Here is a 15091-nt window from a genome sequence, read left to right on the forward strand (position 1 = left end):
ATGATGACAGCCATGTTTGGTGCCGTGGAATCCGGCGTCATTTATGCGATTATGGCACTCGGCGTGTACTTGTCATTTCGGGTGCTTGATTTTCCCGATTTGACAGTTGACGGCAGTTTCGTGACAGGTGGAGCGGTTGCATCGATTATGATCGTGAACGGGTACGATCCTTTTGTTGCGACCATCGCTGCTCTTTTTGCTGGTTTTTTAGCAGGATGTATGACAGGCCTTTTGCATACGAAAGGTGGGATTAACCCCCTCCTTTCTGGGATTTTAATGATGATTGCTCTTTATTCGATTAATTTGCGCATTATGGGGAAACCGAATGTGCCGCTTTTAGCAGAAGAAACGGTGATAACGAAAATGGAATCATGGTTTGCGTCAGAATGGAGCATTTTCTTTTTTATGCTCGTTTTGACACTCCTTATAAAATTTGTATCAGATCTATTTTTAAAAACAGAAGTTGGGTTAAGCTTACGTGCAGTTGGGGATAACGAAGGCATGGTTCGCAGTTTTTCAGCGAACACAGGCTGGATGAAAGTGCTTGGCCTCGGTTTGTCCAATGCGCTGGTTGCCTTTTCTGGTGCACTGGTAGCGCAATATAATGGATTCAGTGATGTCGGAATGGGGATCGGGATGATTGTCATTGGGCTTGCTTCTGTTATTATTGGGGAAGCTGTTATTGGCCATTCAACAATTGCCCGTGCGACACTGGCTGTTGTCATCGGAGCAATTTTGTACCGTATTATTGTGACACTGGCACTTCGCATCGAATTTTTAGATACAGGTGATATGAAATTGATTACAGCTATTATTGTCATTATCGCTCTCATCATGCCGAAAGTGCTTGATAAACAAAAAGCAGCCGCCCGAAAGAAAAAACGGCTGATGCAGTTGAACGAAAAGGGAGGTGGCCCTGTTGCTTGAAATGACACAAATTTTTAAAGTGTTTTATGAAGGGACACCGGACGAAAAAATTGCGCTTAATAAAGTCGATTTATCGATGCGTCCTGGAGATTTCGTAACGGTGATCGGCAGTAATGGTGCCGGAAAGTCGACACTTATGAATGTCATATCCGGTAAATTAGTACCCGATGCAGGAACTGTTATGATCGATGGTGGAAATATGACGTCCTTTGCTGAGCATAAACGAGCCATAAAAATCGGGCGCGTCTTTCAGGATCCGATGGCGGGCACTGCACCTGCGATGACGATTGAAGAAAATTTGGCGATCGCGTACAATCGGACGAAAAAGCGTTCACTTGGCTTCGGGGTAACGAAAAAACGGCGGGACTTTTATCGGGAAAAGCTCGAAATGCTGCACCTCGGGCTCGAAGATCGCTTGCAGGCGAAGGTAGGCTTGTTATCCGGCGGTGAACGACAGGCCTTGTCCTTATTGATGGCGACATTTACGGATCCGAAAATTTTGCTGCTGGATGAACATACGGCAGCGCTTGATCCGTCTCGTGCCGAGTTAATCACCAAGTTAACGAAAGAAATTGTCAGCAAACTCGGGTTGACGACGCTCATGGTGACGCACAATATGCAGCAGGCACTTGACCTTGGCAATCGCTTAATTATGATGGACAAAGGACAGATCATCTTTGAAGCGGACGAGGACGAAAAACAGGACTTAACGATAGAAAAGCTGCTCGCGGAATTTCAGAAAATTAAAGGCGGAGGCGGGCTGAGCGACCGCTCGCTATTATCATAAAGGAAGAGGGCCTTAGGTCTTCTTCTTTTTTTAGGCAAATAAGTTACTGGAATAGGAAGAATGGATAAAGAATAGTAAGATGAAGAAAAGTCTTTGCAAGGGAGAGAAAGAAGGGACAGAAGATGAACAATATCAAAATTGTGACAGATTCATCACTTGATATGAAAAGTGATGAATTGGCTCAGTTCAGCATTACGGTGGTACCGTTGACGGTGCTAGTGGGTGGTCAAACCTATTTAGATAACGTGGACCTTTCACCGGAAGAATTTTTAGAAAAGATGGCGCATGCGAAAGAGAGCCCCAAAACATCACAGCCGCCGGTTGGACGTTTTGTAGAAGTGTACGATGAACTTGGACAGGACGGCAGCCAGATCATTTCTATTCATATGACGGGAAGCATGAGCGGTACGTACCAATCGGCAAAACAAGCAGCAGAAATATCGAAATCCGATGTGACTGTTATCGATTCACGCTATATTTCAAAAGCCCTTTCTTATCAGGTTTTGGAAGCCGCACGTCTAGCAGAGTCTGGTCATATGGTAGAGGAAATTGTGAAAAGGCTGGATGAAGTGCGTTCAGAAACGAAATTGTATATTATGATCGATACGCTTGAAAATTTAATAAAGGGCGGACGAATCGGCAAAGCGAAAGGATTTATCGGTTCACTGCTTAATATTAAACCAATAGCGAACCTCGATGTCGGAGAACTGCTGCCGGTAACGAAAGTGCGTTCCCACTCGAAAGCCATTACGTTTTTAGTTGATCAGATTAGAGAAGAAGTAAAAGGACGCGAACTTGTTCGCTTTTCGATCGTTCACGCGGGCCACAATAGTTTTGCGTTTTCCGAAAACTTACGCGCAAAGATAGCGGAAGCAACTGGATTTAAGGATATTGATATTTGTATCACCACACCGGTTATATCCGCACATGCGGGCCCCGGTGCTGTAGGCATTATGTATTGGGCAAAGTAAGGTGATGGCGCCAAGACAAATGTTCCTCCCTTGGCTTTTATTATTCAGGAAACATGGTGAGTGATCAGAAAGATGCAAAAAACCGGGTCACTTTACGTGATCCGGTTTTAGGCACCTGGAAGAGGCGTGGGGGTTGGTTCGGCATACCCTTCGCTGTATGTGTCGTCGATCAATGTGCGAATGTCTTCAACGGATTTGCCTTCTTCGGTCATGACCGCTGCCGTTGCTGCGATTTCAAGACAGACGCCGCAACGTGTGCCGTGATCGTCCCATACAACTTCATCTTCACTTTGATCAGCGATAAAGCAGTTTAAATTACTCTTGTGACCGGCTGATTCACCGCAGCCGCAATAGCATGGCATTTGTTCGATAACAGACGCATGTTTAGCAGCGGCTAAATAAATGGCCCGCATGTTTTCGTCTTTATCATCCAAAAAAGCCGGTAAGTCGGTAATGGAAGCAGTCGCTTCTTGCAAATCACCATTCGGTGCTTCCTGTGTATGTCCTTCGTGCTCGTTATGTGCCTCGTCATTGCCGCAAGCCGCTGCAAATGGAATCGCTAGCGTTAACACGATCGCAGATAATGATTTTTTCAATTGTTAAAGCTCCTTTCAATGAAAAGAAATAATGTATAACATGCTATAATCATATATTTAAAACATATCACTTTCAACATAAGATGGAACGTGATACGATTTCACAAAGAAGAATGGGGTGACCGCATTGAAACGAACGATGGCGGGTCTCTTCCTAGTCGCAAGTCTGGCGGGATGTGGAAATACAGTGGAAGAAACCGTAGCAACTGTTCCGCAAAATATAAAAATTGTATCTGTTGGTGATTCGCTTACAGAAGGTGTAGGCGACAGCACGGGCAATGGCGGGTATATTCCTTATTTAGAAACAAAGCTTGAATCTCTTCATGAAATTAAAGATGCTGAATTCACAAATCATGGTAAAAAAGGCAATCGGACCGATCAATTACTTAAACAGGTCCAAACAGACAAAATGAAGGCCGATATAGCAGAAGCCGATATCGTGATGATTACAATCGGCGGCAATGATGTTGTCAAAGTAGTGAAAGAAAATTGGGCTCATTTAACGATCGATAATTTTGAAGAGGAAGAGGCAGGATACGGGAAACGTATCCGTGCTATTTTAACAGAAATCAGGAAACAAAATGAAGATGTTGGCATTGTCCTCGTCGGTATTTATAATCCGTTCGGCAAAATATTTGTTGAAACAGAAGATGATGAGGAAATTATCAGCTCGTGGAATGAAACAGGCAAATTGGCCGCAGCTCGATTTGACCGGACAACATTTGTCAATATTGAAAATATTTTTTCAAAAGGCAGTGCCGAATTATTTTTCGAGGATCAGTTTCATCCGAACGATCTTGGGTATAAACAAATAGCAGACCGTATTTTTGACACGATTAAAGGTGAGGAACTAGATCAATTAACGAATCAGAAAATGGTTTATGCGAATGAGGGATCTCATTGAGAAAATGGAAAGTGGCCTTTTTTCTATTACTCTTCATGGTCATAGCGGCAGTCGGCAGCATAATGTTTATGCTTTTAACACCGTCGGGCACAGAAAAACCGGCTGTGACGGAGGCGAAAGGAGAAATCGCGTTTCATGTCACATCAACAAAAGCAGAATTAAATAAGCTTGTGTCGTACTATTTAGAAAAAGAAGCCGGTAGCACACCATTTGATTATAACGTCTATATCGGCAATGAAGTCGAATTGTATGGATCGATTCCAGTTTTTGCGACGGATATTGATTACCATATGACGTTTGAACCGGAAGCACAGGAAGACGGCAATATTGTGCTTCGCCAGAATGGACTGCGTGTAGGCTTGCTTGATGTACCCGCTTCCTATGTGCTGAAAACAGCAGAAAAAGCAGGGGCATTTCCTCATTGGGTACGTGTCGTGCCGAATGAAGAGCTCATTTATGTGTCGCTTGCCGATTTGGAACTTAATAACGGCATGAGAGTAAAAGCAGAGGCATTTAATTTAGAAAAAGATAATATTAAATTTGCTGTCCTTCTTCCTGAAGAAGCAGCACAATAGGAGAATGAATAATGGAAAAAGCTATATTTGCTGGCGGCTGTTTTTGGTGCATGGTTAAACCGTTTGACGAGCAGCCCGGCATTCAATCTGTAATCTCAGGATATACAGCCGGCCACACCGAAAATCCGACGTATGAAGAAGTATGCTCAGGCACAACGGGTCACGTGGAAGCAGTAGAAATTACGTTTGACCCAGAGGTGTTCCCGTATGAAAAACTGCTTGAAGTATACTGGATGCAAATTGATCCAACAGACAGCGGCGGTCAGTTTTATGATCGCGGTCGTTCGTATATGCCAGCGATCTTCTACACAACCGACAAACAAAAAGTGCTGGCGGAAAAGTCAAAGCAATCACTCGAGGCAAGCGGGCGTTTTAATCGTCCAATCGCCGTTCAAATATTGCCTGCAGAACGTTTTTATGAAGCGGAAGAGTATCATCAGCACTATTACCGGAAAAATCGTCTTCATTATGAAGCATATCAAGCACGTTCCGGCCGTGCCGGGTTTATTCAATCAAACTGGGGGGTCATGAAATGAACAAAGAAAAATTAAAACAAAAGCTAACACCGATGCAGTATAACGTGACACAAGAAAATGGCACGGAGCCGCCTTTTCAGAATGAATATTGGAATGAATTTGAGGACGGTATTTATGTCGATGTGATCTCCGGAAAACCGTTGTTTTCATCGAAAGACAAATACGATGCAGGCTGTGGATGGCCAAGCTTTACAAAACCGATTGAAGCTGTTGAAATGGTAGAAAAACGGGACATCACACACGGCATGATTCGAACAGAAGTTCGAAGCAAAGCAGCGGATGCCCATTTAGGCCATGTATTTCCGGATGGCCCGAGTGATGCTGGCGGCCTACGTTACTGTATTAATTCAGCGTCGCTTCGTTTTATTCGAAAAGAAGACTTGGATAGAGAAGGATATAGTGAATTTAAAGACCTTTTTTAAGGTCTTTTTTTTGGAGGAAAGAATATGCACAAATCGTTTTATCACTATTTAATGAAATATCGAGAAGAACCGCCGCGTGATGAAATCGCTGCCTTTGCAAATGAGGCATTTGCGGATCATGCATTTCCAAAAGATGCCGATGAGTATGATACATTGAGCCGTTATTTAGAAATGGACGTTGATTATTTGCCGTCTATGTCCGTGTTTGATAAAGCATGGGAAAAATATGAGGAGGATGAATTAATGATTTGAAACTTATTGGGAGGATTGTGCGTAAATGGATTTAAAGTGAAGAAAGGGAGAGATGAAGAATGGCTTTATTTAATAAAATGCTGGCAAGTGTTGGGATCGGAAGCGCACAGGTAGATACAAGGCTTGAGAAAGCTGCCTATATGGCGGGGCAAATGATGCGCGGGATAGTCTGGGTAAAGGGTGGCAATGTAGAACAACGCATTGATTCGATTTATTTGACAGTAAACACAACATATGTGCGCGAATCTGATGATAAAAAGGTGACCGATCGAGCGGCCATATTGAAGCATAGATTGAATGAGCCGTTTACGATTGGCGCGGGGGAAACACGGGAAATTCCGCTTGAATTGGCATTGCCGTACGATACGCCGATTACACAGGGGAAAACGCGTGTATGGGTGGAGACAGGACTCGACATTAAACAGGCGGTTGATCCTGGTGATAAAGATTACATTGAAGTAAGAGCCACACCAATCAGTGAAGGCGTACTTGATGCTGTTCGAGCGCTCGGTTTCCGTTTGCGTGAAGTGGAGTGTCAGCATGCGCGCGGCCGAAAGTATCCATTCGTTCAGGAGTTTGAGTTTGTGCCGGTGAATGGAGCCTATAAAGGGAAACTTGATGAGCTTGAAGTGACGTTTTTGGAGCAGTCTATGGATGAAGCGACAATCCTTCTTCAAGTGGATAAGCGGGCGCGGGGCCTTAGCGGATTCTTGTCCGAAGCGATGGGAACGGATGAAACGAATGTCCGTCTTCGCGTTAGCAAACATGAGTTGAATGCGATTGAATCCAAGCTAAATGCAACGATCAGCCGCTTTTGCTGACGGTTGCGGGATCCGTGAAAAAGGCATAAAATAATGGGTGGATATTGGCTGAATTGGAGGAATAGATATGAGTATACACATTGGCGCAAAGGCAGGCGATATTGCGGAAACGGTCTTGCTTCCCGGTGATCCGCTTCGCGCAAAATATATAGCTGAAACATTTTTGGAAAATTCGTTCTGCTATAACGAGGTGCGCGGTATGCTCGGCTTTACAGGCACCTATAAAGGGGAAAAAGTGTCTGTCCAAGGAACGGGAATGGGTGTGCCATCCATTTCAATTTACATTAATGAGCTGATGCAAAGCTACCAGGTAGAAAATTTGATTCGTGTCGGTACGTGCGGGGCGATTCAAAAAGACGTGAATGTACGAGATGTCATTTTGGCGATGGCGTCATCAACCGATTCAAGCATGAACCGCCAAACGTTTAACGGCATTGATTATGCGCCGACTGCAAACTGGGAACTGCTTAAGCGAGCGTTTGAAGCGGGTACAGAAAAAGGGTTGTCTTTAAAAGTCGGAACGGTCTTTACAGCAGATCAATTTTACAATGACAACGCCGATCATGAAAAATGGGCGGAGTACGGCATTCTAGCCATTGAAATGGAAACGGCGGCACTTTATACGCTGGCTGCAAAGCATGGCCGCCGTGCGCTGTCTGTCCTAACGGTCAGTGATCACATCCTCACAGGCGAAGAAACAACGGCAGACGAACGGCAGACAACGTTTAACGAAATGATTGAAGTGGCATTAGAAACGGCGGTTCAATCAAAATGAAAAAAGTAACGGCATGGCTAGTGACAGGAACGATTCTGCTTGGTGCTTGTTCAGCGGCAGAAGAACCTGTCAAGGAAAAAGAAGAAACAAACGCACCGGCGAAAGAATCGGAAGCAAAAGAAACAGGCCCTGTATTGGACGCATCTTATTTTAATGAGGTGGAAGAGATCGAAGGTATTCAATTTATTCAAAATCCTGAAAACCCGTTGGTCCTTGTCAATAAAGAGTATTCTTTTCAGTCCGATTATACGCCGCCTGATCTTGTTCGCCCAAATGTGACCTATTCATTCGGCGATCAAGACATTGAGAAAAGTTATATGAGAAAGGAAGCGGCAGATGCACTTGAGGAATTGTTTGCTGGCGCAAAAGAAAATGGTTTGTTTTTGTTTGCGGTATCAGGATACCGTTCATATGATCGCCAACAAGAAATATTAGCGGCTGGCGCGGCGGCAAGCAGTGAGGCAAAAGCACTTGAATCGATTGCACCGCCTGGGATGAGTGAACATCAATCGGGGCTTGCAATGGATATTTCCTCAGAAAGCAACGGCTTTGAGTTGAATCAAGACTTTGAATCAACCGAAGAAGGTCAGTGGCTGAAAGAGCATGCACATGAATATGGATTTATTTTGCGCTATCCGAAAGGAAAAGAAGAGATTACACGGTATATATACGAGCCGTGGCACTTTCGGTATGTCGGCAAAGAAGTGGCCGCCCAGATAAAGGAAAATGAATGGACACTTGAAGAATATTTTAACAACGTAAAACCGGCGGAATAATCGCCGGTTTTTTTTATTATTCCTCGTAACGAAGAGATGTTTTTGTTTTCAAATGAAGAAGAAAACTGATAGAATGAATAAATCAATGGACAAAGAGTAGAAGGCGGGGAACAGTATGGAAGAGGAAAAACCAGAACAGGGTCATTATATTAAGATAAAACGATTTCAATTTATTATGATTGTATTTGCACTCGTGTTCGTGACAGCTGCAGTGACAACCATTACGCTCGCTTTCGGGGATGAGAAAGCGGTTGAAGTGGGTGTGCCTGCACGGGCAGAGTTTAATAAATTGTACGAAGCGTATGACAAAATTGAAAAAGGCTATTACAAAGAGATCGATCAAGATGTACTCGTGAACGGCGCGATTAACGGAATGATTGATGCACTTGAAGATCCGTATTCAGACTACATGAACAAAGAAGAAGCTTCACAGTTTCATGAAGGCGTGTCCAGTTCATTTGAAGGAATTGGCGCAGAAGTTCAAGAGCAGGACGGCTTTATTATGATCGTCTCACCGATTAAAGGGTCACCTGCAGAAAAAGCCGGATTGAAGCCCAACGATCTGATTATGTCTGTTGATGGTAAAAGCATTCAAGGAATGAGTGCGTCTGAAGCGGTGTTGTTAATACGCGGTGAAAAAGGCACAAAAGTAACGCTTGAAGTAAAGCGTAACGGCTCAGAAAAAACACAGGATATGACGATTGTCCGCGATGAAATTCCAATTGAAACAGTCTATACTGAACTAGATGAGAACAAAATTGCCCACATTCAAATTACCAGTTTTTCTGAACACACAGCAGAAGAATTAAATACAGCTCTTGCCGATATGGAGAAAAAGGGAATGAAAGGCATTGTCCTTGACCTTCGTCAAAATCCAGGTGGTCTGCTTGATCAAGCAATTAAAATGGCTAATTTTTTCGTACCTGAAGGAAAAAATATTGTACAAATTGAAAGCAATGATGGGAACGTACAGGCGTATAAAGCAGAAGGCGGCAATAAAATTAAACTTCCAACCGTGGTGTTAATTGACAGTGGAAGTGCAAGTGCGTCTGAAATTTTAGCGGCGGCGTTACAGGAGTCCGCTGGTATCCCATTGATCGGTGAAAAATCGTTTGGGAAAGGAACAGTACAGTCCGCTGAAGATTTCAGTGATGAGTCCAATTTGAAATTAACGACGGCAAAATGGCTGACACCAAACGGTACATGGATTCATGAAAAAGGGATTAAGCCGGCTACAGCAGTCGCGCTCCCGGATTACGCAAACCTTTCGTACATTAATCCGGAATCAGAGTTGAAACTTGAAACATTATCCGATGAAGTAAAAACAGCTGAGCAAATGCTGAGTGCTCTTGGCTATGATCCAGGAAAAGTGGATGGCTACTTTGATGAAAGTACAGAAAGCGCGGTTAAAAAATTTCAAGAAGCATCTGACATCGAATCAAACGGTGTTTTAACCGGTAAAGCGACGACGAAGTTAATGGAAGAACTGCGCCTTAAGCTGAAAGAAAATGATACACAGCTAAACAAAGCGGTTGGATCTGTGAAAACGAAATTAAAATAATGAAAAAGCTGTTCCGGCCTAGGCGGGAACAGCTTTTTTAGTAGGAATGCGCCTGAAATAAAAGAGGATTCGCTTATCTATTTGCTGCGGGAAAAGATGTTCTGTTCAATCTTCATAAAATTCCCCTTTTTCAACTGTCATATAGTTAAAATACCAAATAGGAACTGATGTTTGTATCTATTCAAAAGATCAAATTCGTCATAAAATGATAAAGGTAAGCGTCTGTCAGCGGGAATCGTAGCAAAAGGAGGGGCTTTGTGGCGAATTGGCACAAATCGTATGAGCGAATGTGGAAAGGCCGTACATTTGATAATATGGATGAAGCAATGAAACATGAGCTGCTTGATAAACTCACTCACCCAAGACTCCGAAAAAAGGTAGAGGTTAAGTTTTTCGAATCAGTAAAGCGCGTGAATGAGTCGGATCTTTCAGATGCGGAAAAGGTCCAGCTCATCGATGCATATATCTCTTGTTTTGAGCAATCGAAACAAAAAAAGTAAATTTAACCTTTATCTGGATAAGATGCAATTAAAATGGAAAGAGGAATGAAACGTGTATTTTTTTATTACTTTAGCAATCGTACTGGCAACAGCTTTACTGATTGGATATAAGCGGTACTGGCCGGTAAATGTGAAGCGCATTTCTCCTGAGGAAGCAGACGGTCATCCCGTTATCGATGTACGCGACTGGCAGGAAGCAAATCATGTGCCGCTCATAGGCGCCGTGCATATTCCATGCGGATATATTTCACGCCGTGCCGGTGAATATGGCGGGCAGGAAGTATATATTGCTGCAACGACAGCAGTGGAACGTAATTTTGCGGTACGTTTGTTGAAAAAGTATGGTATTCATGTAAAAGGATTTATTTGCATGGGTAAAGCATGTTAAGCCGGTGCTCTCGTGCCGGCTTTTAAATTTGCATTCAGATCGTGCTCTGATTAACATAAGAAGAAAGAGGATTTGTTTTAGAGGGGAACGGGTTCAATATGACGAAAACGGCACTTATTACAGGCGGATCAAAAGGAATAGGACGAAAAACGGCACAATCGCTTGCAGAGGCGGGCTGCAGAGTCGTCATCAATTACCGTTCAGACCGGGAGCAGGCAGAGCAGTTTGCAAATGAACTGTCCGCTACATTCGGTGTTGCGGCAGCGGTGGTTCGTGGTGATGTCTCCATGAAGGAAGACTGTGAGCACATTGCGTCATTCGTCTTAGAGGAATTTGGCGGTGCAGATATAGTGGTTCATAATGCAGGCCCATACATACATGAACGAAAGACAATGGTGGAGTATTCGTGGGATGAATGGTCTATGCTTGTAAATGGCAATATGACCGCTGTCTTTTATTTAACGAAATTATTATTGCCAGCCATGAAAGAAAATGGCTGGGGCCGCATTATTACGTTCGGTTTTGATCGGGTAGAAACAGCACCGGGCTGGTTTTGCCGGTCGGCTTTTGCGGCGGCAAAAACAGGGCTGGCCTCATTAACGAAAACGATAGCAATGGAGGAAGCGGCGAGTGGTGTAACGGTGAACATGATATGCCCAGGTGATATTACAGGGAGCTGGAAAGAGGGGGATATAGCCGATGCTATTCCTGTTGAGTCATGCCTTGTCCCAGTTGGCCGGCCGGGCACAGGAGAAGATATCGCACGCGTCGTCGTATTTTTAGCATCGGAGGAGTCGTCATTTATTACAGGTGCTATCATTCCAGTTACAGGTGGACAGGATGTACTAGGAAAGCATTTTCGCAAATGAAATGGTTCTTTTACATCCTTTTCTACGGAGAACGAGCGAAAAAGTGGCTGAGTGATCAGAAAATGGACAAGCAGTCAGAAGGCAGCCTGACTGATCAATAATCGGCAAGAAAGCCTGATTGTCTTGAAAAATTGAAGGTGCCGCTCGCGTGGCTGCCAAGAGTAGCGTAGGAAATAAGGTCAAGCTTTCTTATGTGCAAGCAGGACTTGCAGGGGGGCAGGACGAATTACAGGTGGGGTGTTACGGGAAAGAATCAAGGCTTGGACGGATACCGGGTCTTTTTTCAAATGGATATGTCGTTTTCTCCAATCCAAACGCCCGCCTATCGATCGAGCCGCCCAATGAAAACATCACCTTCTTTTATATCCTTCAGAAATTCCTGCGAAAATGGAGTATCTATTCAAAAAAATTCCAATACCTATCTGCAATAGGAAGAACTTTCCCCGATTGACCACTGTGCTAAAGAAAGAACACAAGCTGCTGCATAAGAGTTTATATACATAATTTCCAATTCAAGAAACTCATTTGAAAAAAGGAACTATTTTCTTAATACAAGGAAATCAAATGGCACTAATCCGGCTAAACGGTCAGAAATAACAAAATCATAAAAAAGCATCACCCTCCATTTAGGCGGAGAGTGATGCTTTTCTTTTTTGGAAAAGGGTCAATCGAATAGATAATGTGATGGCACCGCATGTTAGTCCGATAATCAATCCAATCCAGTAGCCGTATGGCCCCCATTCCGTAAATCGGGCGAGCAGCCAGCCGAGCGGGAGCCCAATGATCCAGTAGCTGATTATTGTCATAAGAAAGGTGACGTTTACATCTTTATATCCACGCAGTGCACCTTGTACAGGTACTTGGATCGCATCGGATAGCTGGAACAACGCCGCAAACAGCAAAAATCCGGCTGTTAATTCCAGTACCTCTGTATCGGTCGAGTACAAGTAGGCAACTTGCTCACGGAAAAAGAAAATACCTGCTGTACATAGCAATGAGATACTGACTGCCATGATGACGGCAATGGAACTGTAACGCCGGGCGTCCGCCCACCGGCGAGCACCTGCTTCAAATCCAACTACAATCGTGAGCGCCATGGACACGCTCAGTGGAATCATATACATCAATGTAGCAAAATTGAGTGCGGCTTGATGGGCGGCAATGACTTGTGTATTGTATTCGCTCATGAGCAGCGTGACAGCCGAAAAAATACTCGTTTCAACAAAGAGCGATAAACCAATCGGCAGTCCTAATGACAAAATTTCTTTCCATTTGGCAAACGCGGGGCGGGGCAGTACAGAAAATAACCGGTATGCCCGGAAAGGTGCACGCCGGTAAACAATCCAGGCGGATAAAAAGAAAATGAGCCAGTACGTAATTGCAGACGCATAGCCAGATCCGACACCGCCAAGTTCAGGGAATCCCCATTTTCCGTAAATCAATACATAATTAAAGAAAATATTAAGGGGCAGCGATAATAACATAATGATCATAGATGTGCGCGTCATACCAAGTGCATCCATAAAACCGCGTAGAACCGCTGTTAAAAAGAGCGGAATAATTCCGAATGAAAGGCCAATCAAATATTCTACTGCAATGCGTCGAACATTTTCCTCTAGATTCATGGTGTTCATGATCGGCATTAACAACAAAAGACCTAGAGCATACGTTACTCCTGCAATAAAGAGCGATACATAAATGCCCTGCATCACCGAGAATGCTACTTTTTTCAGCTGACCGCCGCCAATTAAATGGCTGATAATGGGCGTGATCGACATTAAAATGCCGGAAAGCCCTGTATAAACGGGCACCCAGAGGGACGAACCAACTGCTACACCGGCAAGATCATCTGCGCCATAGCGCCCCGACATAATCGTGTCAAAAAACGTCATCGAAAACATTGCGAGCTGAGTAATCAAGATAGGGACTAAAATATATAAAAACTGACGTATTTTTGCATGGATTGTTAACGTTTCAATCAAGCTCTTCATCTCCTCACAATCTAGAAGTATACCATAATTAACATTCCATTTTGGGAAAAAAGAATGGAAAGAAAAAGAAGAGAACACGAAAAAGAGGTGTAAAATATCCCTGCTTTGGTTTGTTTTAAAAGATTGATACAGCTAATCGGGCAAAAAATTGATACAATATACCTTGTAAAGAAAAAACATAGAGGAGTTTTGCAGGGAGAATGAGAGATAGAGAGAAAAAGAAATGGGTGTTTGGAACGATTGTGTCAGTATGCATGACGGGATTTTTTATGATGGGAACGAAAGCATCAGCTGATCAGGTAAAGCTTCGTGAAACAGTGCCTGTTTACGAAACCATTAACAATCAGCAAGTCTGGATTGGCTCGCTCATGAAAGAGGGTGTATATACGGCCGCAAGCGGTACACGTGAAGTGGAATTTGGCAACAGCAAGGTCGCCATCAATGTGGATGAAGAGACCGTAACCGCGTCATCCGCGCCCGTTGAAACAGAAACAAACGATACGGTCATTACGAAAAAACAGCAATTTATTTTTAATCGTATAAGCACAGACCGCGAGCCGATCGCCATATTAAATCGGAACGTCCGTTTTCCAGTTACCGGTAAAACAGGTACGTGGTATACGGTGAACGTCGGGGGACAAGAAGGATATATTCAAGAGCAGGCGGTGGAAGAAGATCACGGGATCCCTGTTTTAATGTACCACCATATGCTTGAAAATCCGGAAAACACAGTCTTTTATAATAATTCAATGGTCATCAAAGTTGTTGAGTTTCAAAAGCAGATGGCTTATTTAAAACAAAAAGGCTACCGGACGATTACACTGCCGGAACTAGAAAGCTATTTACACCATGAAAAAAACATGGTTGGAAAAGCAGTGGTTATCACATTTGACGATGGCAATACGTCGACATTGAAATACGCTTATCCTATTTTAAAAGAATACGGCATGAAAGCAACCCAGTTTTTAATTGGCGGCCGTCTGAATCAAAAGAGCCAACCATGGGATGAAAATACGCTGCAATATGTTGGATTCGATGAAGCAGCTGGAACGGGTGACGTATATGATTATCAGAATCATACACTTGGTATGCATTTGCGTGAACCGATCGGCGGCCTGCCGTATTTGCAAACGAAAACGTATGAGGAGATTAAAAATGATTTCCTCGCAGCCAAGGAGCGAATCGGCTACATTTACGATGGGGACTCTGCACACATTCAATATTTAGCGTATCCGTGGGGACAATTTAGCCCACAAGCCATTCAAGCTGCGCGGGACACTGGCATTACGATGGCATTTACAACCGAAACGGGCAACGTCAAACTTGGCGACGATCCGTATTTGCTAAAGCGACAAGGGGTGGCCCCACGCCACACAATCGAAGATTTTGCTGCCAAGCTTGAAGGAACCTATTAACAAAGCGGCACTTTTGCTTACGAAG

General features: G+C 43.7%; 19 protein-coding genes. 17 read left to right on the forward strand and 2 right to left on the reverse strand.

Going from position 1 to position 15091, the window contains the following annotated elements; genetic code table 11:
- The 3 genes from ACZYRN_RS02790 (at window position 1) to ACZYRN_RS02800 (ending at window position 2685) form a co-directional block, all read left to right on the forward strand.
- A complete protein-coding gene (locus ACZYRN_RS02790; protein WP_488909967.1) occupies window positions 1-927 on the forward strand; it encodes an ABC transporter permease in 927 nt (308 codons plus the stop codon).
- Window positions 920-1714 carry an ABC transporter ATP-binding protein gene (locus ACZYRN_RS02795; RefSeq protein ID WP_488909968.1) on the forward strand — a complete coding sequence of 265 codons (795 nt, stop codon included), beginning with the start codon at window positions 920-922 and terminating at the stop codon, window positions 1712-1714. The genes ACZYRN_RS02790 and ACZYRN_RS02795 overlap by 8 nt, the downstream gene beginning before the upstream one ends.
- Window positions 1715-1836: 122 nt before the next feature.
- On the forward strand, window positions 1837-2685 hold the full coding sequence (locus ACZYRN_RS02800) for a DegV family protein (RefSeq protein WP_488909969.1): 849 nt from the start codon (window positions 1837-1839) through the stop codon (window positions 2683-2685).
- 107 nt (window positions 2686-2792) lie between these two features.
- Here the strand turns inward: ACZYRN_RS02800 and ACZYRN_RS02805 are convergent, their stop codons facing one another.
- Entirely contained in the window at window positions 2793-3281 is a 489-nt protein-coding gene (locus ACZYRN_RS02805) for a PCYCGC motif-containing (lipo)protein (protein ID WP_488909970.1), read from the reverse strand.
- 118 nt (window positions 3282-3399) lie between these two features.
- Here ACZYRN_RS02805 and ACZYRN_RS02810 point away from each other — a divergent pair, with 118 nt between their 5' ends.
- The 13 genes from ACZYRN_RS02810 to ACZYRN_RS02870 all read left to right on the forward strand — a co-directional run bounded on the left by ACZYRN_RS02810 (window position 3400) and on the right by ACZYRN_RS02870 (window position 12111).
- Window positions 3400-4185: an SGNH/GDSL hydrolase family protein gene (locus ACZYRN_RS02810; protein ID WP_488909971.1), complete on the forward strand. Its 786-nt coding sequence runs from the start codon at window positions 3400-3402 to the stop codon at window positions 4183-4185.
- The gene (locus ACZYRN_RS02815) at window positions 4182-4760 is read left to right on the forward strand and encodes a YpmS family protein (protein WP_488909972.1); all 579 of its coding nucleotides are present in this window, start codon (window positions 4182-4184) and stop codon (window positions 4758-4760) included. Before ACZYRN_RS02810 ends, ACZYRN_RS02815 begins: the two co-directional genes overlap by 4 nt.
- A gap of 11 nt (window positions 4761-4771) precedes the next feature.
- Window positions 4772-5296 (forward strand): peptide-methionine (S)-S-oxide reductase MsrA, encoded by a 525-nt coding sequence (msrA, locus tag ACZYRN_RS02820; protein WP_488909973.1) that lies wholly within the window; start codon window positions 4772-4774, stop codon window positions 5294-5296.
- Window positions 5293-5718 (forward strand): peptide-methionine (R)-S-oxide reductase MsrB, encoded by a 426-nt coding sequence (gene msrB / locus ACZYRN_RS02825; RefSeq protein WP_488909974.1) that lies wholly within the window; start codon window positions 5293-5295, stop codon window positions 5716-5718. The genes msrA and msrB overlap by 4 nt, the downstream gene beginning before the upstream one ends.
- Window positions 5719-5742: 24 nt before the next feature.
- The gene (locus ACZYRN_RS02830) at window positions 5743-5970 is read left to right on the forward strand and encodes a YozE family protein (protein WP_488909975.1); all 228 of its coding nucleotides are present in this window, start codon (window positions 5743-5745) and stop codon (window positions 5968-5970) included.
- A gap of 59 nt (window positions 5971-6029) precedes the next feature.
- Entirely contained in the window at window positions 6030-6791 is a 762-nt protein-coding gene (locus tag ACZYRN_RS02835) for a sporulation protein (RefSeq protein ID WP_488909976.1), read from the forward strand.
- Between the two features lie 67 nt (window positions 6792-6858).
- Window positions 6859-7566 (forward strand): purine-nucleoside phosphorylase, encoded by a 708-nt coding sequence (gene deoD / locus ACZYRN_RS02840; RefSeq protein ID WP_488909977.1) that lies wholly within the window; start codon window positions 6859-6861, stop codon window positions 7564-7566.
- Entirely contained in the window at window positions 7563-8342 is a 780-nt protein-coding gene (locus tag ACZYRN_RS02845) for a M15 family metallopeptidase (protein ID WP_488909978.1), read from the forward strand. The genes deoD and ACZYRN_RS02845 overlap by 4 nt, the downstream gene beginning before the upstream one ends.
- A gap of 115 nt (window positions 8343-8457) precedes the next feature.
- Window positions 8458-9903 carry a lmo1851 family serine protease gene (locus tag ACZYRN_RS02850; RefSeq protein ID WP_488909979.1) on the forward strand — a complete coding sequence of 482 codons (1446 nt, stop codon included), beginning with the start codon at window positions 8458-8460 and terminating at the stop codon, window positions 9901-9903.
- Between the two features lie 257 nt (window positions 9904-10160).
- Window positions 10161-10403, forward strand: a complete 243-nt coding sequence (locus ACZYRN_RS02855; RefSeq protein WP_488909980.1) for a hypothetical protein — start codon at window positions 10161-10163, stop codon at window positions 10401-10403.
- A gap of 52 nt (window positions 10404-10455) precedes the next feature.
- Window positions 10456-10791, forward strand: coding sequence for a rhodanese-like domain-containing protein (locus ACZYRN_RS02860; RefSeq protein ID WP_488909981.1), 336 nt, complete (start codon window positions 10456-10458; stop codon window positions 10789-10791).
- 98 nt (window positions 10792-10889) lie between these two features.
- Complete coding sequence (locus ACZYRN_RS02865; protein WP_488909982.1) at window positions 10890-11660, forward strand: SDR family oxidoreductase; 771 nt, start codon at window positions 10890-10892, stop codon at window positions 11658-11660.
- Between the two features lie 148 nt (window positions 11661-11808).
- Entirely contained in the window at window positions 11809-12111 is a 303-nt protein-coding gene (locus ACZYRN_RS02870) for a hypothetical protein (RefSeq protein ID WP_488909983.1), read from the forward strand.
- Window positions 12112-12286: 175 nt separating this feature from the next.
- Here the strand turns inward: ACZYRN_RS02870 and ACZYRN_RS02875 are convergent, their stop codons facing one another.
- Window positions 12287-13642, reverse strand: coding sequence for an MATE family efflux transporter (locus ACZYRN_RS02875; protein WP_488909984.1), 1356 nt, complete (start codon window positions 13640-13642; stop codon window positions 12287-12289).
- Window positions 13643-13851: 209 nt separating this feature from the next.
- Between ACZYRN_RS02875 and ACZYRN_RS02880 the strand changes: the two genes are divergently transcribed.
- Entirely contained in the window at window positions 13852-15066 is a 1215-nt protein-coding gene (locus ACZYRN_RS02880) for a polysaccharide deacetylase family protein (protein WP_488909985.1), read from the forward strand.
- The last annotated feature ends 25 nt before the right edge of the window (window positions 15067-15091 follow it).

This window comes from Domibacillus sp. F004 (assembly GCF_057814295.1).

What these genes read in the sequence shown, in the direction of transcription:
- ACZYRN_RS02880 (WP_488909985.1), top strand. Translation starts at nt 13,852, where the DNA reads ATGAGAGATAGAGAGAAAAAGAAATGGGTGTTTGGAACGATTGTGTCA.
- ACZYRN_RS02835 (WP_488909976.1), top strand. Translation starts at nt 6,030, where the DNA reads ATGGCTTTATTTAATAAAATGCTGGCAAGTGTTGGGATCGGAAGCGCA.
- msrA (WP_488909973.1), top strand. Translation starts at nt 4,772, where the DNA reads ATGGAAAAAGCTATATTTGCTGGCGGCTGTTTTTGGTGCATGGTTAAA.
- ACZYRN_RS02850 (WP_488909979.1), top strand. Translation starts at nt 8,458, where the DNA reads ATGGAAGAGGAAAAACCAGAACAGGGTCATTATATTAAGATAAAACGA.
- ACZYRN_RS02845 (WP_488909978.1), top strand. Translation starts at nt 7,563, where the DNA reads ATGAAAAAAGTAACGGCATGGCTAGTGACAGGAACGATTCTGCTTGGT.
- ACZYRN_RS02800 (WP_488909969.1), top strand. Translation starts at nt 1,837, where the DNA reads ATGAACAATATCAAAATTGTGACAGATTCATCACTTGATATGAAAAGT.
- ACZYRN_RS02830 (WP_488909975.1), top strand. Translation starts at nt 5,743, where the DNA reads ATGCACAAATCGTTTTATCACTATTTAATGAAATATCGAGAAGAACCG.
- ACZYRN_RS02790 (WP_488909967.1), top strand. Translation starts at nt 1, where the DNA reads ATGATGACAGCCATGTTTGGTGCCGTGGAATCCGGCGTCATTTATGCG.
- deoD (WP_488909977.1), top strand. Translation starts at nt 6,859, where the DNA reads ATGAGTATACACATTGGCGCAAAGGCAGGCGATATTGCGGAAACGGTC.
- ACZYRN_RS02865 (WP_488909982.1), top strand. Translation starts at nt 10,890, where the DNA reads ATGACGAAAACGGCACTTATTACAGGCGGATCAAAAGGAATAGGACGA.
- msrB (WP_488909974.1), top strand. Translation starts at nt 5,293, where the DNA reads ATGAACAAAGAAAAATTAAAACAAAAGCTAACACCGATGCAGTATAAC.